Genomic DNA, 22,531 nt, shown 5'->3' with positions numbered 1-22,531 from the left:
GTGCCAGTGACCACTGACACAGAAGCCCCCCACATGTTCAGGACCGCCCTCCACCGGTTACGTTCTCCGGCATGGAGAACGTACTGCGCCCGCTGATCGTCCTCGGTGGCTCGGTCGTGCTCACGCTGCTCATCGGCTGGGCCACGGACCGCGTGCTGCGCAAGGCGGACGAACGGCAGACCGAGACACCGCTGTGGGGACTGCTGCGCCGGGGCCGCGTGCCCTACCAGCTCGTCCTGTGCGCGGCGCTGCTCAGAGGGTCCTACCACCAGGCCGACCTGCTCAAGGAGCACCAGGTCGCCGTCGGCCGGGCCCTGACGCTGGTGCTGATCGGCTCGACGGCCTGGCTGATCGTCCGCATCGCGACGGCGGTCGTGGACACCTCATACACCCGCTACGCCCGTATCCACCCCGACCCGGCCCGGGTCCGCCGGGTCCGCACCCAGGTGTCGCTGATCACGCGGGTGGTCGCGGCGGTCGTGGGCGTCGTGGCGGTGGCGGCGATGCTGCTGACGTTCCCGGCGATGCGGGCGGCCGGCGCCTCGCTGCTGGCGTCGGCCGGAATCCTGGGCATCGTCGCGGGTGTGGCGGCCCAGTCGACGCTGAGCAACATGTTCGCGGGGTTCCAGATCGCCTTCGGCGACATGGTGCGCCTGGGCGACACCGTCGTGGTGGACGGCGAGTGGGGCACGGTCGACGAGATCACGCTCACGTTCCTGAGCGTGCGCACCTGGGACGAGCGCCGCATCACGATGCCGGTGTCCTACTTCACCTCGAAGCCCTTCGAGAACTGGTCGCGGGGCGGGGCCCAGATGACCGGCATAGTCTTCTGGCACCTCGACCACAGCGCGCCCATGGAGGCGATGCGGGAGAAGCTCCGCGACCTCCTGCGCGAGTGCCCGGCCTGGGACGGCCGCGCCTGCGACCTGTCCGTCACGGACGCCACGCCGAGCACCATGGAGGTACGCGCCCTGGTGACGGCGAAGGACGCGGACGACGTCTGGAAGGTCCGGGTACACGTCCGCGAGGGCATGATCCGCTGGCTGACCGAGCAGCACCCGTACGCCCTCCCCCGGGTCAACACGGCGGACGCGTCCCTGCCTCCGGGCAACCAGACGGCCCGCCGCTTCCAGGACGGAACACCGCGCAGGGCCCACGAAACACCGAGGACAGCCGGCCGAGGCTAGATACCTCCGACGGGCGGTGCGTGGGTGGGAGGGAACCCTAGAAAGAACGCCGCATCGCACGATGCGCGATACCGGCCTCGTGGAACTCGACCCCGTACCCCGCATACCCGAGCCGCTCGTAGAACCCCAGCGCGGAGGTCTGCGCATGCAGATCCACCGCGGCAAGCCCCAGCCCCCGAGCCGCCGCCTCGATACCCCGCACGAGGGCGGCCCCGACCCCGAGCCCCCGCGCTTCCTTCCGCACCGCGAGCCGCCCGAGCGACCCCACGGACAGGTCGCCCCCGGTCCGGCCGACCGCGGCCTCCCCGTACAGCAACCGTCCCGTGCCGAGCGCCGCCCCGTCCTCCCGGACGGCCACCACATGCAGCGCGCCCGCGTCGAACTCGTCGTACTCCAGGTCCTCCGGCACCCGCTGCTCGGCGACGAAGACCTCCTTGCGCACCGCGAAACAGGCCTCGCGGTCGGCGGGATCCTCGGCGACGCGCACCACGTACGACGGCAGGGTCATGCGTAGGTCTCCTCGCGCACCCGCTCCAGGGCGGTGGCCAGGTCGTCCGGGTAGTCGCTCTCGAACTCGACCCAGGTCCCGTCCCCCGGGTGCTCGAAGCCGAGGCGTACGGCGTGCAGCCACTGGCGGGTCAGGCCGAGCCGCTTCGAGAGCGTCGGGTCCGCCCCGTACGTCAGGTCGCCGACGCAGGGATGCCGGTGGGCGGCCATGTGGACGCGGATCTGGTGGGTGCGGCCGGTCTCCAGCTTCACGTCGAGCAGGGAGGCCGCGCGGAACGCCTCGATGAGGTCGTAGTGCGTGACGGACGCCTTGCCCTCGGCCGTGACCGCCCACTTGTAGTCGTGGGTGGGGTGCCGGCCGATGGGCGCGTCGATCGTGCCGCTCATCGGGTCGGGGTGGCCCTGGACCAGCGCGTGGTAGCGCTTGTCGACCGTGCGCTCCTTGAACTGGCGCTTGAGCGACGTGTACGCACGTTCCGACTTGGCCACCGCCATCAGGCCGGACGTGCCGACGTCGAGCCGGTGCACGATGCCCTGGCGCTCGGCGGCACCGGAGGTGGAGATGCGGTATCCGGCGGCGGCGAGCCCGCCGATGACGGTCGTCCCGGTCCAGCCGGGCGAGGGGTGCGCGGCCACGCCGACGGGCTTGACGATCACGACGATGTCGTCGTCGTCATGCACGATCACCATGCCCTCGACCGGCTCGGCCACCACCTGCACGGGGGCGGGCGCCTGCGGCATCTCGACCTCGAGCCAGGCCCCGCCGTGCACCCGCTCCGACTTGCCGACCACCGAGCCGTCGACCATGACCTTCCCCGCCGCGGCCAGCTCGGCGGCCTTCGTACGGGAGAAGCCGAACATCCGGGAGATGGCGGCGTCGACACGCTCACCCTCCAGGCCGTCCGGCACGGGCAGGTTGCGGATCTCGGGAATCGTACTCACCTGTCGAGTATGCAGGACGGGCCCGACACCCCCGACCGCGCCTGTGGACAAACCCCGCCCAGCCCGTCAGTCCCTGTGGACGGTCCCGTCCGGGTCGAGCCCCTTGAAGGACAGCAGAACGATCAGGACGCCGCCGCAGACGATCGCCGAGTCGGCCAGGTTGAAGACCGCGAAGTGCTTGGGCGCGATGAAGTCGACGACCGCGCCCTCGAAGACGCCCGGTGAGCGGAAGATCCGGTCGGTCAGATTGCCCAGCGCGCCGCCGAGCAGCAGACCGAGCGCGATCGCCCAGGGCACGCTGTAGAGCTTGCGGGCCAGACGGGCGATCACGACGATCACGGACGCGGCGATGACCGTGAAGATCACCGTGAAGGCCTCACCCATGCCGAAGGCGGCGCCCGCGTTGCGGATCGCCTCGAACCTCAGCCAGTCCCCGATGATCTCGATCGGCGCGTGGTGCTCCAGCTTGGCGACCACGATCATCTTGCTGGCGAGGTCCAGCGCGTACGCCAGCGCGGCGACCGTGAACAGCACGAGGATCCGGCGCCTGCCCCGGGGCCGCTCGTCCGGGGTTTCCGGCTCGGCTCCCGCCGCGTCTGGGATGTCCGGCGTACCGATGATGCGCTCCGCCTCTGCCACGTGAGTCCCTCAACCTAGGTTCCTGACTGAGGACGAGAGTACGACACGCCTCCTGGCACACAGGAGCGCAGGAGGCACACGGCGAGGATCGGCGGCCGGTCAGTAGCGGCGCTCCTGCTTCTGCTTGCATTCGACGCACAGCGTCGCGCGCGGGAAGGCCTGCATACGCGCCTTGCCGATCGCGTTGCCGCAGTTCTCGCACAGGCCGTACGTGCTCGTGTCCAGCCGTTCCAGGGCCCGCTCGTCCTGGACGAGCATCTCGCGCGCGTTGGCCGCCAGCGCCATCTCGTGCTCGCGCGTGGTGTTCTTGGTGCCGGTGTCCGCCTGGTCGTCGCCCGCGCCGTCCCCGGAGTCCCGCATCAGACCCGCGAGCGACTGCTCGGAGGCCGCGATCTCGGCGCGCAGCCGCTGCACCTCGGACTGCAGCTCGTCGCGTGCCTCCGCCACCTCCTCCGGGGTCCATGGGTCCTCACCGGGGCGTACGGCGAGTTCGCCCGGCTCCGGCGCCGCGACGATCCGCGCCTTGGGGACCGCGCTGGGCTTCTTCGCCGTCGTGGTCGTACCCGCAGTCTTCTTCGCAACCACCGTCGTGGCTCCCGTCGTCTTCGCGGCCTCGGCCGCGCCCGCCCTGCTGGCGGTGCTCTTCCTGGTCGTGCTCTTCGTGGAGGTGCTCTTCGTGGCAGTGCGTTTACCGGCGCCGCCCTGAGCTGTGGTGCTTCTGGGAGCGGCAGCCCTCTTCCCGACGGCTGTCCTCACCGCGGCTGTCTTCACGACAGCCGCGGTCTTCTTCGCGGCGCCCTTCTTGAGAGCGCTCTTCTTCGCGTCCGTGCCCTTGCCACTGCCGGAGGCCCCCGAGGCCGTGGATCCGGTGGATCTGCCGGTCGTCGACTGCTGCTCGGCGGTCTTTTTCGCCACCATGGCCGCGGCCCCTTCACATATCGTGATCTTGCTCGCGAATCGTGCTGGGACGATAAATCGACTTGAGTCCCGCGGCAACGGGGAGCGCCACCCGATTCGCCCACCCCACCGCTCCCGCGGGGCAGGCCTGCAAGCGTTGTGCCCAGCTCCCCGCCCGGTAATCCGCCGAGCCGCGCGTCCCGGAATCCGGACACCCGGCCCTGGCCATTCGGGTGGCCCGGAAAACCGGTCGGCCGCCGTCCGCGGGGCGCCGTACACTGGCCGGAGCGAGAAGCGTGGATGGGGACGAGTAGCGGCGTACGCAGCCCAGAGCGACCCGGGGACGGTGGAAGCCCGGGGGCGAGCGCGACGCGAAGATCACCCCGGAGCCGCCGGAAGAAAGCCGAAGCGGGGCGAGCAGCCCAGCCAAGGCCAGTAGACCCGGTATCGCGACCCCAATGAGGGGGCTCATCGGTGCGCACGACGCACCGGAGAGCCAAGGAGGGTGGTACCGCGGGAGTACGCCGTACACGGCGTCCGGAGAATTCCGGCTCTCGTCCCTCCGACGGAAGGCAGAAAGTCCGCCGGAGGAAGCTCGCTGATGACAACGCCGACGTACCGCCAGGTGCCCGCCCAGGTCGACCTGCCCGCCCTTGAGCACGCCGTGCTCGACTTCTGGCACGACCAGAAGATCTTCGCCAAGACCCTTGAGCAGTCCGAGGGGCGCCCCGAATGGGTGTTCTACGAGGGCCCGCCCACCGCGAACGGCATGCCGGGCGCCCACCACATCGAGGCACGCGTCTTCAAGGACGTGTTCCCGCGCTTCCGCACCATGCGCGGCTACCACGTGGCCCGTAAGGCCGGCTGGGACTGCCACGGCCTCCCGGTGGAGCTGGCGGTCGAGAAGGAGCTCGGCTTCTCCGGCAAGCAGGACATCGAGGCGTACGGCATCGCCGAGTTCAACGCCAAGTGCCGCGAGTCGGTGACCCGGCACACGGACGCCTTCGAGGCGCTCACGACCCGCATGGGGTACTGGACCGACCTCCACGACCCCTACCGCACGATGGACCCCGAGTACATCGAGTCGGTCTGGTGGTCGCTGAAGGAGATCTTCACCAAGGGCCTGCTGACCCAGGACCACCGCGTCGCCCCCTGGTGCCCGCGCTGCGGCACCGGCCTGTCGGACCACGAGCTGGCCCAGGGCTACGAGACGGTCGTCGACCCCTCCGTGTACGTCCGTTTCCCGCTCACCTCCGGTCCGCTGGCCGGCGAGGCCGCCCTCGTCGTCTGGACGACGACGCCCTGGACGCTGGTCTCCAACACCGCGGTCGCCGCCCACCCCGACGTCACCTACGTGGTCGCGACGAACGGTTCGCCCGACAGCGAGAAGCTCGTCGTCGCCGAGCCGCTCCTCACCAAGGCGCTCGGCGAGGAGTGGCAGCCCACCGGACAGACCTTCACCGGCGCCGAGATGGAGCGCTGGTCCTATCAACGTCCGTTCGAGCTCGTCGAGTTCCCGACGGACGTCCCCACCCACTACGTGGTGAACGCGGACTATGTGACGACCGAGGACGGCACGGGTCTGGTCCACCAGTCCCCCGCCTTCGGTGAGGAAGACCTCAAGGTGTGCCGCGCGTACGGCCTGCCGGTCGTGAACCCCGTCCGCCCGGACGGCACCTTCGAGGCGGACGTCCCCCTCGTGGGCGGTGTCTTCTTCAAGAAGGCGGACGAAAAGCTCACCGAGGACCTCCAGCAGCGCGGCCTCCTCTTCAAGCACATCCCGTACGAGCACAGCTACCCGCACTGCTGGCGCTGCCACACCGCGCTCCTCTACTACGCGCAGCCGTCCTGGTACATCCGCACCACGGCCGTCAAGGACCGTCTCCTCCAGGAGAACGAGAAGACCAACTGGTACCCGGAGACGGTCAAGAACGGCCGCTTCGGCGACTGGCTGAACAACAACATCGACTGGGCACTCTCGCGCAGCCGTTACTGGGGCACCCCGCTCCCGATCTGGCGCTGCGAGGAGGACCACCTCACGGTCGTCGGCTCCCGCGCGGAGCTGACCGGGCTCACGGGCACCGACCAGTCGGACCTGGACCCGCACCGCCCCTTCATCGACGCGGTCACCTTCGCCTGCCCCCAGGACGGCTGCGGACAGACGGCCACGCGCGTGCCGGAGGTCATCGACGCCTGGTACGACTCGGGTTCGATGCCGTTCGCGCAGTGGGGATACCCGTACCGGAACAAGGAACTGTTCGAGTCGCGCTACCCGGCGCAGTTCATCAGCGAGGCCATCGACCAGACCCGCGGCTGGTTCTACACGCTGATGGCGGTCGGCACGCTCGTCTTCGACAAGTCGTCGTACGAGAACGTGGTCTGCCTCGGCCACATCCTCGCCGAGGACGGCCGCAAGATGTCCAAGCACCTGGGCAACACCCTGGACCCCATCCCGCTGATGGACCGGCACGGCGCGGACGCGGTGCGCTGGTTCATGGCGGCCGGCGGTTCCCCGTGGGCGGCCCGCCGCGTCGGGCACGGCACCATCCAGGAGGTCGTCCGCAAGACGCTCCTCACGTACTGGAACACGGTCGCCTTCCAGGCCCTGTACGCGCGCACGTCGAACTGGGCCCCGTCCGCGGCGGACCCGGCCCCGGCCGACCGCCCGGTCCTGGACCGCTGGCTCCTGTCCGAACTCCACGCCCTCACCGACCAGGTGACGCAGGCCCTGGAGGCGTACGACACCCAGCGCGCCGGCAAGCTCCTGTCGGCGTTCGTCGACGACCTGTCCAACTGGTACGTCCGCCGGTCCCGGCGCCGCTTCTGGCAGGGCGACAAGGCCGCGCTGCGCACCCTGCACGAGGTCGTCGAGACGGTCACGAAGCTGATGGCCCCGCTGACCCCGTTCATCACCGAGCGGGTCTGGCAGGACCTGGTGGTGCCGGTGACCCCGGGCAGCCCCGAATCCGTCCACCTGACGTCCTGGCCCGAGGCGGACCTGTCCGCGATCGACCCGGAGCTGTCGAAGCAGATGGTGCTCGTTCGGCGGCTGGTCGAGCTGGGCCGTGCCACGCGCGCGGAGTCGGGCGTGAAGACGCGTCAGCCGCTGTCCCGCGCCTTGGTCGCGGCGGCCGGCTTCGACACCCTCGACCGCGAACTGCACGCGCAGATCACGGAGGAGCTGAACGTCAGCTCGCTGGCGTCCCTCTCCGAGGTGGGCGGCTCGCTGGTCGACACCACCGCCAAGGCCAACTTCCGCGCCCTGGGCAAGCGGTTCGGCAAGCGCGTCCAGGACGTCGCGAAGGCCGTCGCGAACGCCGACGCGGCAGCGCTGTCCCTCGCCCTGCGCGCGGGCACGGCGTCGGTGGAGGTCGACGGCGAGACGGTCACGCTGGCGCCGGACGAGGTCATCATCACGGAGACCCCGCGCGAGGGCTGGTCGGTGGCGTCCGACTCGGGCGCGACGGTCGCCCTCGACCTGGAGATCACGGAGGAGCTGCGTCAGGCGGGCCTCGCCCGTGACGCGATCCGGCTGATCCAGGAGGCCCGCAAGAACAGCGGCCTCGACGTGGCCGACCGCATCGCGCTCCGCTGGACGTCCACGGACCCGGCGGTCACCGCGGCGCTGACCGAGCACTCGGGCCTGATCGCCGACGAGGTCCTGGCGACGGACTTCGTTCAGGGCGAGGCGGACGACACCTACGGGGACCCGTTCACGGACGAGGGCCTGTCACTGACGTTCCGCCTGCGCAAGGCGTAACGCCACGCACAGCACACACGAAGGCCCGGTTCCGCCGACCACGAGAACCCAAGGACTTGGCGGAACCGGGCCTTCGGCGTCACCGGCGTGAAAGAGGCAACGCAAAAGGGTGGGGCCCCGGATGAAAATCCGGGGCCCCACCCTGAACGCCGACGACGCCTAAGGCGTACTAAAGGCCGTCAGTTGTCGTCCTCGTCGATCAGGAAGCCGCGCATCGGTGAGGGAGCCTGACCCATCGGAGACGGGCCCTGCGGCCGGACCGGAGCCATGGGCTGGGTCATGGCCGGGGACATCTGCTGCTGGCCGCCGTAGGACGGACCGGCCGGGCCGGGACCACCCATGCCCTGGTTGCCCATGCCCTGGTTGCCGCCGTACGACGGAGCACCGGCGCCGGCCGGAGCCATCGAGGGCGCCGGGGACGGCGGCAGGGAGGCCGCGGCCGGAGCACGCGGCGGGGCCAGCGAGTCGTCGGCCTGGGTCTCCAGCTGACGCAGCTGCGACTCCAGGTAGGACTTCAGACGGGTGCGGTACTCGCGCTCGAAGCCGCGCAGATCCTCGACCTTGCGCTCCAGCGTGGCGCGGGCGGACTCCAGGGAGCCCATCGCGACGCGGTGCTTCTCCTGCGCGTCCCGCTCAAGAGCGTCGGCCTTGGCGCGGGCGTCGCGCTCCAGGCCCTCGGCGCGGCTGCGTGCCTCGCCGACGATCTTGTTGGCCTCGGAACGGGCCTCGGCGATCGCCTGGTCGGCGGTCTGCTGGGCCAGCGAGAGAACACGTGCGGCGCTGTCGCCACCGGGACCCTGACCGGGGCCGCCCATCATCTGCGGGGGACCGCCCATCGGGCCGCCCATCTGCTGCATCTGACCCTGCATCTGCTGACCGGGCATCTGCTGCATCTGGCCGGGCATACCGCCCTGGCCCATCTGGCCCTGCATCGGACCCTGGCCCATGGGGCCCTGGCCCATCTGACCCTGCATCGGGTTCTGGCCCATGGGGCCCTGACCCATCGGGCCGGGACCCTGCTGGCCACCCTGGCCGGGGGGCAACTGCGGGGCACCGCTGGGCAGCTGGGGCGGGCCGCCCATGGGGCCGCCCATCTGCTGCTGCGGCGGACCAGATATGCCGGCGGGCACCGGGCCGCCGGGGCCTCGCATGCCCTGCGGCATACCCTGCTGCGGCATGCCTTGCTGGGGCATGCCCTGTTGCTGCATACCCTGCTGCTGGTCCTGTTCCGGAGGCTTGCGCATGCCCTGTTGCTGGTTCTGGGCAGCGGCACGCGTGGCAGCTGCCAGCTTGGCGCGCAGGTCCTCGTTCTCGCGGAGCAGGCGGGTCAGTTCGGCTTCAACCTCGTCGAGGAAGGCATCGACCTCGTCCTCGTCATAGCCTTCTCGGAGGCGGACGGTCGTGAACTGCTTGTTCCGCACATCCTCGGGGGTCAATGGCATCTCTTCACCTCAACGTAGTCGTCGGCATTCGGCAAGACCGTATCGTTCACACCAACACCTTCGTGACGACGGTGATCAGGATGTACACGATGATCATCAGTACGAAGAAGGACAGGTCGAGCGCCACGCCCCCGAGACGCAACGGCGGGATGACCCGCCGCAGAAGCTTGAGCGGTGGATCAGTGACAGTGTAGGTGGCCTCCAGAATGACCACCATCGCCTTGCCGGGCTGCCATGAGCGGGCGAACTGGAAGACGTAGTCCATGACCAACCGGAAGATCAGCACGATGAGGAAGCACATCAGCGCGATGTAGAGAACCTGTCCAACCACGCTCATGATCCGCGCTTCCCTCTCCCCATGTTTCCGTGCTGTCGGTGCTGCTGCTGGTACTGCCTTGTTACCGCTGTTTCCGGTCGTGCGTCTCAGCTCTGGTTGAAGAACCCGCCCTCTGCGATGCGGGCCTTGTCCTCCGCCGTGACATCGACGTTAGCAGGCGACAACAGGAACACCTTCTGCGTCACCCGCTCGATGCTGCCGTGAAGACCAAACACCAAACCGGCCGCAAAGTCGACAAGTCGCTTCGCATCTGTGTCATCCATCTCAGTGAGATTCATGATCACAGGCGTGCCCTCACGGAAGTGTTCCCCGATGGTACGGGCCTCGTTGTACGTCCGGGGGTGGAGCGTGGTGATCCGGTAAGGCTCTCGTTCGGACACGACCTTGGGCATGATCACCGGTGCGTTCTTCTCCAGGCTTTGACGTTCTTGTGTGATGGACGCCACGGGTGCGATCCGCGCCGGACGCCCGGATTCCGCGCCCAGCGAAGCGGAATGCGGCAGCGGATCACGCGGAGCGGACGGCTGCACCACTCGTACCGATTCGTCCCTTTGGGACTGATGAGGCTGGTGGGACTGGTGCGAACCGTGCGGCTGGTGCGAGGGCTCACGCCGCCGCAGGTCGCGCTCGGGTTCCGGGTCGAGTTCGGGCTCGAAGTCGTCATCGGGGTCGAATCCCCGGCCGTCGTACCCATCGTCCTCCACGAGGCCGAGGTAGACCGCCATCTTGCGCATCGCGCCGGCCATGCTCTGAGTCCTCCGCTCTGTGGTGGATCGACTGACGTATGCCAAGTGCCCGCGATCCACGAGGTCGTTATTACCGCCTCTCAGCGATAATGACCATATTTTCTGCTGTGGTCCGACTTCCTGGCGACGTTACCCGAGCCTGGGACGGACTCCGAGTACCGCACTGCCGACGCGTACATGTGTCGCCCCGGCAGCCACGGCCTTTTCAAGGTCCGCACTCATCCCTGCGGACACCATGTTCGCAGCCGGATGGGTGCGGCGCATAGCAGTCGACAAATCCATCAGCCGCTCGAACGCCGCAAGTTCACGTCCGGCGTACGGTCCGGTCAGCGGTGCGACGGTCATCAGCCCCTCCAGCCTGAGCCCCTCGGCCCCGGCGACCAGGTCGGCCAACTCCCCGACTCCGCCCGGCCCCACGCCTCCACGCTCCCCGCGCGCGCTCTCCTCCGCGTCCAGCGCGACCTGGATCAGACAGCCGACCTCGCGCCCGGCCCGTACGGCCTCCCTGGACAGCCCGGAGACCAGCCGGTCACGGTCGACGGACTGCACGACACCGGCGTAACCGACCACGGAACGTACCTTGTTGGTCTGCAACTGGCCCACGAAATGCCAGGTGAGCGACAGATCCGCACACGCCTCGGCCTTGGGCGCCGCGTCCTGGTCGCGGTTCTCGGCCACATGACGCACACCGAGCTCCCACAGAATCCGCACATCGCTCACGGGGTAGGTCTTGGTGACGACGATCAGCGTCACCTCCTCGCGCTTGCGGCCCGCCGCCGAGCAGGCCGTCGCGATACGCTCCTCGACTGCCGCCAGATTCGCGGTGAGTTCGCCCTTACGGTCTGTCATGTCCTATCAGTCCAGCCAGACATAGCCCGCGAGCCGCCCGGTGGTGCGGTCTCGGCGGTACGAGAAGTGGTCGGCGGACTCCCGTGTGCACACCGGCGACCGCTGCCGGTCACGCACCCCGAGCCGCTCCAACTGGGCGTGCACTCCCGCGACCACGTCGACCGCCGGGGTGCCCCAGCCGGTCTCGGCGTACGCGGCGGGTTCGACGGCGGCGACGTCGGCACGCATCTCCCCCGGTACCTCGTAGCACCGGCCGCAGACCGCGGGGCCGGTGCGGGCGACGATCCGTGCGGGTTCGGCGCCGAGCGATTCCATGGCGTCCACCGCGGCGGGGACGATCCCGGCGACCATACCCGGCCGGCCCGCGTGTGCCGCGGCGACCACCCCGGCGACCGGATCGGCCAGCAGGACCGGGACACAGTCGGCGGTGAGGACGGCGAGGGCGAGACCGCGGGCCACGGTGACCAGGCCGTCGACGGGCGGGGTGAGCCGGGTGGTCCACGGCCCGTCGACCTCGGCCACGAGGTTGCCGTGCACCTGGTTCATCCAGACCACCCGGTCCGGGTCGAGACCCAGGGACTTGGCGGCCAGTTCACGATTCGTGCGGACGGCTTCGGGGTCGTCGCCGACCGCTCCGCCGAGATTGAGCTCCTCGTACGGAACGGCGCTCACCCCGCCCCACCGGTCGGTGAAGGCGAAGTGCGCGCCGCTCGCGTCGCTCGCTTCGGAGCGTTGTCCTATCACTTCAGGAAGTCCGGCACGTCCAGCTCCTCCGCCGTGCTGTCCGAGTAGGACCGGGACGGCGGGACCGGCGGGGAGACCTGGATCTCGTTGACCGGCTCCGGGGCGGGCGCCGGGGCCTCCCTCGGCGTGACGCTGCCGAGCGACCCGAAGGACGGACGGCTCTCGGCGCGTACCGGCGTGGGTTCGTCACGCTTGGCGCCGGCCGAGCCGAGGATGTTGTCGCGCTTCGGCGGAGGCTGACCCCCGTCGAAGCCGGCCGCGATGACCGTGACCCGGACCTCGTCGCCGAGCGCGTCGTCGATGACCGCGCCGAAGATGATGTTCGCCTCGGGGTGCGCGGCCTCGCTGACCAGCTGGGCGGCCTCGTTGATCTCGAACAGGCCGAGGTCGGAGCCGCCGGAGATGGAGAGCAGGACGCCCCGGGCGCCGTCGATGGAGGCCTCGAGGAGAGGCGAGGAGATCGCCATCTCCGCCGCCGCCACCGCGCGGTCGTCGCCGCGGGCCGAGCCGATCCCCATGAGGGCCGAACCGGCCTCGGACATCACGGACTTGACGTCCGCGAAGTCGAGGTTGATCAGACCGGGGGTGGTGATCAGATCGGTGATGCCCTGAACGCCGGAGAGCAGGACCTGGTCCGCCGACTTGAAGGCGTCGAGGACCGAGACCTGGCGGTCCGAGATGGACAGCAGCCGGTCGTTGGGGATGACGATGAGGGTGTCGACCTCTTCGCGGAGTTCCGCGATGCCGTCCTCGGCCTGGTTGGCGCGGCGCCGCCCCTCGAAGGTGAAGGGCCGGGTGACCACGCCGATGGTGAGGGCGCCGAGGTTGCGGGCGATGTTGGCCACGACGGGCGCGCCGCCGGTGCCGGTGCCACCCCCCTCGCCGGCCGTCACGAAGACCATGTCGGCCCCCTTGAGGACCTCCTCGATCTCCTCGCGGTGGTCCTCTGCCGCCTTGCGGCCGACGGCCGGGTTGGCGCCGGCGCCGAGTCCGCGGGTGAGTTCGCGGCCGACGTCGAGCTTGACGTCGGCGTCGCTCATCAACAGCGCCTGAGCATCGGTGTTGATGGCGATGAACTCGACGCCCTTCAGACCGACCTCGATCATCCGGTTGATGGCGTTGACACCACCGCCGCCGACACCGATGACTTTGATGACTGCGAGGTAGTTCTGCGGTGCTGCCACGTCGAAGGCCTCTCGCCTCGAGTTACGTGTCGCCGTTCGCGATTACGGCGAACGGACAACTCATGCCGAAGTGGGACGGTCCGAACGCCGACCCGAACCCTAACGTTGAAGTTTAGGGTTACCAGTGTGTCTGTTCCTTGGACTCTTCCGAACAGGACACTAAGTCGACAAGTGGCGCACGTTCAACGAACACGCCGAACCTCCCGTTTTTCTTTTCACCCTATGTGATCAGCCATAGCGATGCCCAACCAGGGTGGTGGCCTGCACGGACAGGCGTCAACTCCCTGATGACGCAGGGGCGGTGGGCACGCTCACGTCGAAGTGCCGCGCGCCCGGAGCCGCTTTCATGAGGGCGGTGAGCGCACGGGCTTTCGCGCCGCCCTTCTCGCCGCTCCCCCACGCGACGGTCCGGCCGTCGCCCAACTCCAGCGAGACGGAGTCGTACGAGCCCACCTTGACGGTCCGGACGGCGCGCGCGACGGCACTCGGCAGTTCGCCCGCCACCCGCACCGCCTCGCGCACCAGCCGGTCGCTGCCGAAGCGGCGCAGACTGGCGGTCTGCGAGCCGGTCCGGGACAGCGTCAATTCCAATACGGGTACACCTTTGGGCGCATCCGAAACCCGCGCGAAGCGCACGCCTTTCGCGTCCACTTCGACATACTTGCCCCCGTTCCCGGCGCTTTCGACAATCAGGACCGGGGTACGTTCGACCACTTTCAGCCCGATTCCGTGCGGCCAGGATCGAGTGACCTCAACCGAGTCAATTCGGGGCAATTCATGGAGCAGTCGGGACTCGATCGCGTCGGTGTCGACAGAAACGAGCGGTTTCCCGACCGGCACGTCGGCGGCTTCCCGCACCTGTGCCTGCGTCAGGACACCGGTCCCCGACACCGATACGCGCTCCACTCGCGTCCACCGGGAGCCGTAGAGCACCCACAGGACGCCCCCGCCGAGGACGAGCAGGGCGAGGGCCAGGACGGCCACCGTACGCAGCCTGCGCGGCCCCAGGCGGCCGAGGAGGCCCGGCCGGCGGGGCGGGCCGGAGGTGTCCTGCTGCCGTTCGCCGCGCTCGGCGGTCGTCGCTCCTCCGGCCACGCCCTTTCCTGCCTTCCCTCGTCGCCTAGCGGTGGCGCGAGGCGATCGCCTCGTACACCATGCCGACGAGCAGTTCGTCGGCGTCCCGGCGGCCGAACTCGCTGGCGGCGCGGGACATCTCGTACAGCCGGTGCGGGTCGGCGAGGACGGGCAGGACCTGTCGCTGGACCCACTCGGGCGTCAGTTCCGCGTCGTCGACCAGGAGTCCACCGCCGGCCTTGACCACCGGCTGGGCGTTCAGCCGCTGTTCGCCGTTGCCGATGGGCAGCGGGACGTAGGCGGCCGGGAGTCCGACGGCGGAGAGTTCGGCGACGGTCATCGCGCCCGCGCGGCAGAGCATCATGTCGGCCGCGGCGTACGCGAGGTCCATCCGGTCCACGTACGGTACCGGGATGTAGGGGGGCATCCCCGGCATCTGGTGCACCTGTGGCAGTTCGTTCTTCGGGCCGACCACGTGCAGCACCTGGATGCCGGCCTGCTGGAGGTACGGCGCGACCCGCTCGATCACCTCGTTGAGGTGCCGGGCGCCCTGCGAGCCGCCGGAGACCAGCAGCGTCGGCAGGCTCGGGTCGAGCCCGAACGCGGCCCGCGCCTCGGGGCGTACGGCGGCCCGGTCGAGGGTGGCGATGGTGCGTCGCAACGGGATGCCGATGTAGCGGGCGTCGCGGAGCTTGCTGTCCGGGGTGGAGACGGCGACCTGGGCGGCGTACCGCGAGCCGATCTTGTTGGCGAGGCCGGGACGGGCGTTGGCCTCGTGGACGACGATCGGCACGCCCAGGCGCTTGGCGGCGAGGTAGCCGGGCAGGGCCACATAGCCGCCGAAGCCGACGACGGCGTCGGCCTTGGTGCGCTCCAGGATCTGCTCGGCGGCCTTGATCGTGCCGCGCAGCCGCCCGGGGACGGTGATCAGTTCGGGGGTGGGCTTGCGCGGCAGGGGGACCGCTGGGATCAGCGCCAGGTCATAGCCCCGCTCGGGGACCAGCCGGGTCTCCAGACCGCGTTCCGTGCCCAGGGCCGTGATCCCCACTGTGGGATCACGCCTGCGCAGGGCGTCCGCGAGGGCGAGCGCGGGCTCGATGTGACCGGCGGTCCCCCCACCGGCGAGTACGACATGCACCGAAATTCACCGCTCTCCGGACGAACGCGCCGCCGAGGCACGCCGTCTCATCGTGTTCCATCTCCGGGAGGTTCCGGCCGGCCTTTCCGACCGAACAGAGCCCCCAGCTCCCCGCTTTCTACCAAAGCGGGGTTGCCGCAACGAAAGCGCCGCCCGCGCACCCGGTTCGTCGCGGGCGAAGGCGATCAGCAGTCCGACGGCGAACATGGTCGGCAGCAGGGCGGAGCCCCCGTAGGAGAACAGCGGGAGCGGGACCCCGGCGATCGGCAGCAGGCCGAGCACCGCACCGATGTTGATCACTGCCTGAGCGGTGATCCAGGTGGTCACACCTCCCGCGGCGTACCTCACGAAGGGGTCCTCCGTGCGTCCGGCCACGCGGATACCCGCATAGCCTAGAGCCGCGAAGAGGGCGAGTACCGACAGCGTCCCCGCGAGGCCCAGTTCCTCACCGGTGACGGCAAAGATGAAGTCGGTGTGCGCTTCGGGCAGTTGCCCCCATTTTTCCACACTCGCGCCGAGGCCCGAACCGAACAGGCCACCGGAGGCGAGCGCGTAGATGCCGTGCACGGCCTGCCAGCAGGAGGTGGCCCCGGTGCCGGGCTCGGTGGCGCCGATGCACTGGAAGCGGGCCATGCGGTTGGGGCTGGTCTTGATCAGGACGAGGCCGATGAACGCGGCGACGGACAGCACACCCACGAACAGTCGCGTGGGCGCCCCGGCCAGCCACAGCAGGCCGAACAGGATGGCGGTGAGGATGATCGCCGTCCCCATGTCGCCGCCGAGCATGATCAGGCCGAGCAGCATGAACGTCACCGGGACCAGCGGCACCAGCATGTGCTTCCACTGCGTGAGCAGCCGCTTGTCCTCCTTGCGCGCGATCAGGTCGGCGCCCCACAGCACCAGGGCAAGCTTGCCGAACTCGCTCGGCTGGATCTGGAAGGAGCCGCCCAGCGAGATCCAGTTCTGGTTGCCGTTGATCGCCAGCCCTATCCCGGGCACCTGCACGAGGATCATCAGGAAGACGGAGCCCGCGAGGATCGGGTAGGCGAGCGCCCGGTGCAGCTTCACCGGCATGCGCGAGGCCGCGAACAGCAGCACGCCGCCGATGGTGGCCGCGAGGAACTGTTTGCGGAAGAAGTAGGACCCGGGCAGCGACAGCTGGAGCGCCTTGATCTGGGAGGCCGAGTAGACCATCACCAGCCCGAGCACCGTGATCAGCAGGGAGCCGCCGAGGATCAGGTAGTACGCGGTCAGCGGCCGGTCCCAGGCCCGCTGCACGCGCCCGTGGAGGCGTCGTACGGGGTTGTCCCGGGGCAGCCGGGGGGCGGCGGGCCGACGAGCCCGCACGCGCCCCTGAACGGGCGCCTGCCCGGTACGGCTACTGGGCATCAGCAGCCCCCGCGCGACCGAGAGGGGCGCGAAGCGCCCTCGAAGGGGCGCGGGGCTGTGTCGATCTGCGGCTCCGCCGCGGGGCGCGACCAGCCTCCACCGACCCGCGGCGAGCGAACCGCCGATAGTTCCCGGGCCACATCCGACCTCACGTGTCCCTCCAAGGGTCCCGAGGCACCGAACGTGGCCGAGACCGACCGTCAGGTACCCGCACCGAGTTCGCGAACCGCCTGCGCGAACGCGTCACCGCGCTTGTTGTAGTTGGCGAACATGTCCATGGAGGCACAGGCCGGTGCCAGCAGCACCGTGTCACCCGCCTCGGCCAGCCGCCGGGCCTCCTGAACAGCCGCGAGCATCGCCCCAGTGTCGGTCCGGTCGAGGTCGACGACGGGTACTTCCGGGGCGTGTCGCGCCAGGGCTTCGCCGATCTGCGCACGGTCGGCGCCGATCAGCACCACCCCGCGAAGTCGCTTTGCCGACTTGGCGACCAGTTCGTCGAAGGTCGCGCCCTTGGCGAGCCCGCCGGCGATCCACACGATCGACTCGTACGCCGCCAAGGAGGCCTCGGCCGCGTGGGTGTTGGTCGCCTTGGAGTCGTCGACGTAGGCGACCCCGTCCACGTCGGCCACGTGCGCGATGCGGTGCGCGTCCGGGGTGAAGGCCCGAAGGCCGTCCCGGACCGCCTTCGCGGGCACCCCGAAGGCGCGTGCGAGGGCAGCCGCGGCAAGGGCGTTGGCGATGTTGTGCGGGGCCGGCGGGTTGACGTCCGCGACCTCGGCCAGCTCCTGGGCGTTCCGCTGCCGGTTCTCGACGAAGGCCCGGTCGACCAGGATGCCCTCGACGACGCCGAGTTGGGACGGTCGGGGCGCGCCGAGCGTGAACCCGACGGCCCGGCAGCCCTCCTCGACGTCCGCTCCGCGCACGAGGTCCTCGGTGGACGGTTTGCCGGTGGCATCCACGTTGTAGACGCAGGCGACCCGATTGCCCTCGTAGATACGGCCCTTGTCGGCGGCGTACGCCTCCATGGAGCCGTGCCAGTCGAGGTGGTCGGGGGCGAGGTTGAGGACGGCGGCGGAGTGGGCGCGCAGGGAGGGCGCCCAGTGGAGCTGGTAGCTGGAGAGCTCGACGGCCAGGACGTCGTACGTCTCCTCGCCGAGGACCACGTCGATGATCGGCGTGCCGATGTTGCCGACGGCGGCCGTACGCAGGCCGGCCGCGCGCAGGATCGAGGCGAGCATCTGGGTGGTGGTCGTCTTGCCGTTGGTGCCGGTGATCGCCAGCCAGGGCGCGGCATCCGGGCCGCGCAGCCGCCAGGCGATCTCCACGTCACCGACGACGTCCACGCCCGCCTCGGCCGCCGCCGCGAAGAGCGGTGAACTCGGCTTCCAGCCGGGCGAGGTGACGACGAGTCCGGTCCCCTCGGGCAGCGTCTCCGCGTCCCCGAGGCGTACCTCGACGCCCTCCAGGGCCGCCGCGCGTTCCCGGTGGGCCTCGGAGTCCCCGCCGTCCACGACGGTGACCAGGGCGCCGAGCGCGGTCAGGGCGCGGGCGGCGCTGATGCCGCTCACACCGAGACCGGCGACGGTGACCCGCATGCCCTCCCAGTCGCCGCCCTGACCGGACGTCACTTGTCGGCCGCCCATCCCGCGTAGAAGATGCCCAGTCCGACGATCACGCAGATGCCCTGGATGATCCAGAAGCGGACCACGACAAGGACTTCGGACCATCCCTTGAGTTCGAAGTGGTGCTGGAGTGGCGCCATCCGGAAGACCCGCTTGCCGGTGAGCTTGAAGGAGCCGACCTGGATGACCACCGACATGGTGATCAGGACGAACAGGCCGCCGAGGAGCGCCAGCAGCATTTCCGTACGGGAGCAGATCGCGAGGCCGGCGAGCGCGCCGCCCAGGGCCAGGGAACCGGTGTCGCCCATGAAGATCTTGGCGGGTGACGTGTTCCACCACAGGAAGCCGAGGCAGGCACCCATCAGCGCCGAGGAGACGACGGCGAGGTCCAGTGGATCTCGTACCTCGTAACAGGCGGACGGGTTGGTCAGGGTCAACGCGTTGGCGCAGGACTCCTGGAACTGCCAGACGCCGATGAACGTGTAGGCACCGAAGACGAGGACGGAGGCGCCGGTGGCGAGGCCGTCCAGACCGTCCGTCAGGTTCACGCCGTTCGACATCGCCAGGATCATGAAGAGCGCCCAGACGACGAACAGCACCGGGCCGATCGTCCACCCGAAGTCCTGGACGAAGGAGAGCTTCGTCGAGGCCGGCGTGTTGCCGCGGTCGTCCGCGAACTGCAGCGAGAGCACCGCGAAGGTGATACCGCCGGTCAGCTGGCCGGCCATCTTCGCCTTGGCCCGCAGGCCGAGCGAACGCCGCTTGACGATCTTGATGTAGTCGTCCAGGAAGCCGACCAGGCCCATACCCGCCATCAGGCCGAGCACCAGCACCCCGGAGAAGGTCGGCGGCTTGCCGGTGATCACCTTGGACAGGAAGTACGCGATGACCGTCGCCAGGATGAAGGCGATACCGCCCATGGTCGGCGTACCGCGCTTGGCATGGTGCTCGCGCGGGCCGTCGTCACGGATGTACTGGCCGTAGCCCTTCCGTGCCAGCAGCTTGATCAGCAGCGGGGTGCCGATCAGCGTCAGGAACATACCGATGACGCCCGAGAACAGGATCTGGTTCATCATCGGGCCGAAACCTCACCCTCGGCAGCACCGGGAAGCAGCGCCTGCGCCACCCGTTCGAGCCCGACCGACCGGGACGCCTTCACGAGCACGACATCCCCCGGGCGCAACTCGCTGCGCAACAGGTCGACAGCCGCCTGTGCGTCGGACACGTGCACCGACTCCTCACCCCACGAACCCTCGTTATATGCGCCCAGTTGGAGCCAGGACGCTTCCCTGCCCCCGACCGCGACGAGCTTGCCGACATTGAGCCGGACGGCGAGCCGTCCGATCGCGTCGTGCTCGGCGAGCGCCTCGTCCCCGAGCTCGGCCATCTTGCCGAGCACCGCCCACGTACGACCCCCCTTTGCCCGTGAGGCTGTGCCCATTGCCGCGAGCGCGCGCAAAGCCGCTCGCATGGACTCGGGGTTCGCGTTGTAGGCGTCGTTGACGATCGTCACGCCGTCCGGGCGCTCGGTGACCTCCATCCGCCAGCGGGAGAGGGAGCCCGCCTCGGAGAGCGCGGTGGCGATCTCGTCTGCGGACATGCCCAGCTCATGGGCGACGGCGGCGGCGGCGAGCGCGTTCGACACGTGATGCTCACCGTACAGGCGCATGGTCACGTCGCTTGCACCGGAGGGTGTGTGGAGCCTGAAGGCGGGCTGTCCCCTGTCCGTGAGTCGCACGTTCTCGGCGCGTACGTCCGCTTCGCCGGACTCGCCGAAGAAGATCACCTTCGCCTTTGTTCGAGTCGCCATGGCGCGTACGAGGGGATCGTCGGCATTGAGGATCGCGGTGCCGCCGTCGGCCTCGGAGGGCAGCGCCTCGACGAGTTCGCCCTTCGCTTGTGCGATCTGCTCGCGTCCGCCGAACTCGCCGATGTGGGCGGTGCCCACGTTGATGACGAGGCCGATCCGCGGGGGCGTCAGTTCCGTCAGGTAACGGATGTGACCGATGCCGCGGGCGCCCATCTCCAGGACCAGGAACCTGGTCTCCTCGGTGGCGCTCAGCGCGGTCAGCGGCAGCCCGATCTCGTTGTTGAGCGAGCCGGGCGTGAAGACCGTCGGTGCCTTGTGCCGGAGCACCTGGGCGATCAGGTCCTTGGTGCTGGTCTTGCCCGCGGAGCCGGTGAGGGCCACGAGGGTCGCGCCGAGCTTCTGGACCACGTGCCGCGCGAGGGCGCCCAGCGCCCGCTGTACGTCGTCCACGACGACCGCGGGCACCCCGACCGGCCGGGAGGCCAGTACGGCGACCGCGCCCGCCTCGACGACCGCGGCCGCGAAGTCGTGGCCGTCGACGTGCTCGCCGGCGAAGGCGACGAAGAGGCTGCCGGGCTCCACCTCACGGGAGTCCCTGACGACCCGTCCGGTGACCTGGACCGACGGGTCCGGTATGTCGTAAGTCTGCCCGCCGACGACTGCTGCGATCTCGGCGAGGGAGAGGGCGATCACAAGTTCATCCCTGGGTCTTCTGGATAGCTTCGCGAAGCACCTGGCGGTCGTCGAACGGACGGACCACCCCGGCGATGTCCTGGCCCTGCTCGTGGCCCTTGCCCGCGACCAGCACGGTGTCCCCGGGCCGCGCGCGGGTCACGGCGGCGGTGATGGCCGCGGCCCGGTCCTCGAACACCTGGACCTCGCCGCGCTCGTGGGCCGGCACCGAGGCCGCGCCTTCGAGCATGGCCGCGAGGATCGCGAGGGGGTCCTCGGAGCGGGGGTTGTCGGAGGTCAGTACGGCGGTGTCGGCGAGCCGGGCCGCGGCGGCGCCCATGGGCGCGCGCTTGGTCGTGTCCCGGTCCCCGCCGCAGCCGAGCACGACGTGCAGGCTGCCCTCGGTGACCTTGCGCAGGGCGCGCAGCACCGATTCGACGGCGTCCGTCTTGTGCGCGTAGTCGACGACCGCGAGATACGGCTGGCCCACGTCCACCCGCTCCAGGCGCCCCGGCACTCCCGGTACGGCGGCGATGCCGTCGGCGACGGCCTGCGGGTCGAACCCCGCCTCGGCGAGGGCGACGATCGCGGCGAGGGTGTTGGCGACGTTGAAGGTGCCCGCGAGCGGCGATTTCGCGCTGATCCGCTGCGCCTTGGGGCCGACCACGGTGAACGTCGAGTCCATCGGGCCGACCTGGACGTTCTCGGCGCGCCAGTCGGCGTCCGGGTGGCCCTCGGCGGAGAAGGTGACGACCGGGACGGTGGCCTCCCGGGCGAGCCGCCGGCCGTAGGCGTCGTCCTGGTTGACGACCCCGAGTTTGCTGCGTTCGGGAGTGAACAGCCGCGCCTTGGCCTGGAAGTAGTCCTCCATGCCGGAGTGGAACTCCATGTGTTCCGGGCTGAGGTTGGTGAAGACGGCGATGTCGAAGACGCAGCCGTCGACCCGGCCGAGGACCAGCGCGTGGCTGGAGACCTCCATGGCGACCGCCTCGACCCCGCGTTCGCGCATCACCGCGAACAGGGCCTGGAGGTCGGTGGCCTCGGGCGTGGTGCGTTCGGACTTGATGCGCTCGTCGCCGATGCGCGTCTCGACCGTGCCGATCAGCCCGGTGGCCCGCTCCGTCCGGAGACCGCCCTCGACGAGGTACGCGGTGGTGGTCTTGCCTGACGTGCCGGTGATCCCGATCTGGAGCAGGTCGCGCCCTGGACGGCCGTAGATCGTGGCCGCCAGTTCGCCCATCCGCGCGCGCGGGTCGTCGGCCACCAGCACCGGAAGCCCGGTGGCGGCGGCGCGTTCGGCCCCGGTGGGGTCGGTCAGCACGGCGGCGGCGCCGAGGCCGGCGGCCTGGGTCACGAAGTCGGCGCCGTGCAGCCGGGCCCCCGGGAGGGCGGCGTACAGGTCGCCGGGGCGGACGGCGCGCGAGTCGTGGGTGATGCCCGTGACCGCGACGATCACGTCCTGTGCGGCCGGGGGCTGTGGGGCACCACCCAGCTGGCCGACCAGTTCCGCGAGGGGTGTGGCGGAGACGTGAACCGGCCTCGGCGGTCCCGGATATGTCACAGGAACGCCCTTCTGGGTGGTTTGGTACTGA

General features: G+C 69.9%; 19 protein-coding genes. 2 read left to right on the top strand and 17 right to left on the bottom strand.

What is annotated here, in order from left to right:
- The first annotated feature begins 71 nt into the window (after window positions 1-71).
- On the top strand, window positions 72-1,187 hold the full coding sequence (locus ACW4TU_RS34145) for a mechanosensitive ion channel family protein (protein WP_457419567.1): 1,116 nt from the start codon (window positions 72-74) through the stop codon (window positions 1,185-1,187).
- Window positions 1,188-1,224: 37 nt separating this feature from the next.
- Here the strand turns inward: ACW4TU_RS34145 and ACW4TU_RS34140 are convergent, their stop codons facing one another.
- The 4 genes from ACW4TU_RS34140 to ACW4TU_RS34125 all read right to left on the bottom strand — a co-directional run bounded on the left by ACW4TU_RS34140 (window position 1,225) and on the right by ACW4TU_RS34125 (window position 4,193).
- On the bottom strand, window positions 1,225-1,695 hold the full coding sequence (locus ACW4TU_RS34140; protein ID WP_457419565.1) for a GNAT family N-acetyltransferase: 471 nt from the start codon (window positions 1,693-1,695) through the stop codon (window positions 1,225-1,227).
- Window positions 1,692-2,636, bottom strand: coding sequence for an RluA family pseudouridine synthase (locus ACW4TU_RS34135; protein WP_457419563.1), 945 nt, complete (start codon window positions 2,634-2,636; stop codon window positions 1,692-1,694). Before ACW4TU_RS34135 ends, ACW4TU_RS34140 begins: the two co-directional genes overlap by 4 nt.
- 66 nt (window positions 2,637-2,702) lie before the next feature.
- Complete coding sequence (lspA, locus tag ACW4TU_RS34130) at window positions 2,703-3,275, bottom strand: signal peptidase II (protein WP_457419561.1); 573 nt, start codon at window positions 3,273-3,275, stop codon at window positions 2,703-2,705.
- Between the two features lie 99 nt (window positions 3,276-3,374).
- Entirely contained in the window at window positions 3,375-4,193 is an 819-nt protein-coding gene (locus tag ACW4TU_RS34125) for a TraR/DksA family transcriptional regulator (protein ID WP_457419559.1), read from the bottom strand.
- A gap of 580 nt (window positions 4,194-4,773) precedes the next feature.
- Between ACW4TU_RS34125 and ileS the strand changes: the two genes are divergently transcribed.
- Window positions 4,774-7,932, top strand: a complete 3,159-nt coding sequence (gene ileS, locus ACW4TU_RS34120) for an isoleucine--tRNA ligase (protein WP_457419557.1) — start codon at window positions 4,774-4,776, stop codon at window positions 7,930-7,932.
- Window positions 7,933-8,111: 179 nt separating this feature from the next.
- Here the strand turns inward: ileS and ACW4TU_RS34115 are convergent, their stop codons facing one another.
- The 13 genes from ACW4TU_RS34115 to ACW4TU_RS34055 form a co-directional block, all read right to left on the bottom strand.
- Window positions 8,112-9,374 (bottom strand): DivIVA domain-containing protein, encoded by a 1,263-nt coding sequence (locus tag ACW4TU_RS34115; RefSeq protein WP_457419555.1) that lies wholly within the window; start codon window positions 9,372-9,374, stop codon window positions 8,112-8,114.
- Between the two features lie 46 nt (window positions 9,375-9,420).
- Window positions 9,421-9,711: a YggT family protein gene (locus ACW4TU_RS34110; RefSeq protein ID WP_457419553.1), complete on the bottom strand. Its 291-nt coding sequence runs from the start codon at window positions 9,709-9,711 to the stop codon at window positions 9,421-9,423.
- An 86-nt stretch (window positions 9,712-9,797) separates the two neighbouring features.
- Window positions 9,798-10,457: a cell division protein SepF gene (locus tag ACW4TU_RS34105; protein ID WP_457419551.1), complete on the bottom strand. Its 660-nt coding sequence runs from the start codon at window positions 10,455-10,457 to the stop codon at window positions 9,798-9,800.
- A 129-nt stretch (window positions 10,458-10,586) separates the two neighbouring features.
- Window positions 10,587-11,306: a YggS family pyridoxal phosphate-dependent enzyme gene (locus ACW4TU_RS34100; protein ID WP_457419549.1), complete on the bottom strand. Its 720-nt coding sequence runs from the start codon at window positions 11,304-11,306 to the stop codon at window positions 10,587-10,589.
- Between the two features lie 6 nt (window positions 11,307-11,312).
- Window positions 11,313-12,050, bottom strand: coding sequence for a peptidoglycan editing factor PgeF (gene pgeF / locus ACW4TU_RS34095; RefSeq protein ID WP_457419547.1), 738 nt, complete (start codon window positions 12,048-12,050; stop codon window positions 11,313-11,315).
- Window positions 12,047-13,234 (bottom strand): cell division protein FtsZ, encoded by a 1,188-nt coding sequence (ftsZ, locus tag ACW4TU_RS34090; protein WP_164412768.1) that lies wholly within the window; start codon window positions 13,232-13,234, stop codon window positions 12,047-12,049. Before ftsZ ends, pgeF begins: the two co-directional genes overlap by 4 nt.
- A 276-nt stretch (window positions 13,235-13,510) precedes the next feature.
- On the bottom strand, window positions 13,511-14,329 hold the full coding sequence (locus tag ACW4TU_RS34085; protein WP_457419544.1) for a cell division protein FtsQ/DivIB: 819 nt from the start codon (window positions 14,327-14,329) through the stop codon (window positions 13,511-13,513).
- 25 nt (window positions 14,330-14,354) lie between these two features.
- On the bottom strand, window positions 14,355-15,446 hold the full coding sequence (gene murG / locus ACW4TU_RS34080; RefSeq protein ID WP_457419542.1) for an undecaprenyldiphospho-muramoylpentapeptide beta-N-acetylglucosaminyltransferase: 1,092 nt from the start codon (window positions 15,444-15,446) through the stop codon (window positions 14,355-14,357).
- Between the two features lie 6 nt (window positions 15,447-15,452).
- A complete protein-coding gene (ftsW, locus tag ACW4TU_RS34075; RefSeq protein ID WP_457419540.1) occupies window positions 15,453-16,835 on the bottom strand; it encodes a putative lipid II flippase FtsW in 1,383 nt (460 codons plus the stop codon).
- Window positions 16,836-17,035: 200 nt separating this feature from the next.
- Window positions 17,036-18,478: a UDP-N-acetylmuramoyl-L-alanine--D-glutamate ligase gene (gene murD, locus ACW4TU_RS34070; protein ID WP_457419538.1), complete on the bottom strand. Its 1,443-nt coding sequence runs from the start codon at window positions 18,476-18,478 to the stop codon at window positions 17,036-17,038.
- Window positions 18,460-19,533, bottom strand: a complete 1,074-nt coding sequence (mraY, locus tag ACW4TU_RS34065; protein ID WP_457419537.1) for a phospho-N-acetylmuramoyl-pentapeptide-transferase — start codon at window positions 19,531-19,533, stop codon at window positions 18,460-18,462. Before mraY ends, murD begins: the two co-directional genes overlap by 19 nt.
- Window positions 19,530-20,960, bottom strand: a complete 1,431-nt coding sequence (locus tag ACW4TU_RS34060) for a UDP-N-acetylmuramoyl-tripeptide--D-alanyl-D-alanine ligase (RefSeq protein WP_457419535.1) — start codon at window positions 20,958-20,960, stop codon at window positions 19,530-19,532. Before ACW4TU_RS34060 ends, mraY begins: the two co-directional genes overlap by 4 nt.
- 4 nt (window positions 20,961-20,964) lie before the next feature.
- Complete coding sequence (locus ACW4TU_RS34055) at window positions 20,965-22,500, bottom strand: UDP-N-acetylmuramoyl-L-alanyl-D-glutamate--2,6-diaminopimelate ligase (RefSeq protein ID WP_457419533.1); 1,536 nt, start codon at window positions 22,498-22,500, stop codon at window positions 20,965-20,967.
- Between the last annotated feature and the right edge of the window lie 31 nt (window positions 22,501-22,531).

The organism is Streptomyces kryoterrae, assembly GCF_054072135.1.
This window is presented reverse-complemented; position numbering and strand designations above follow the sequence as displayed.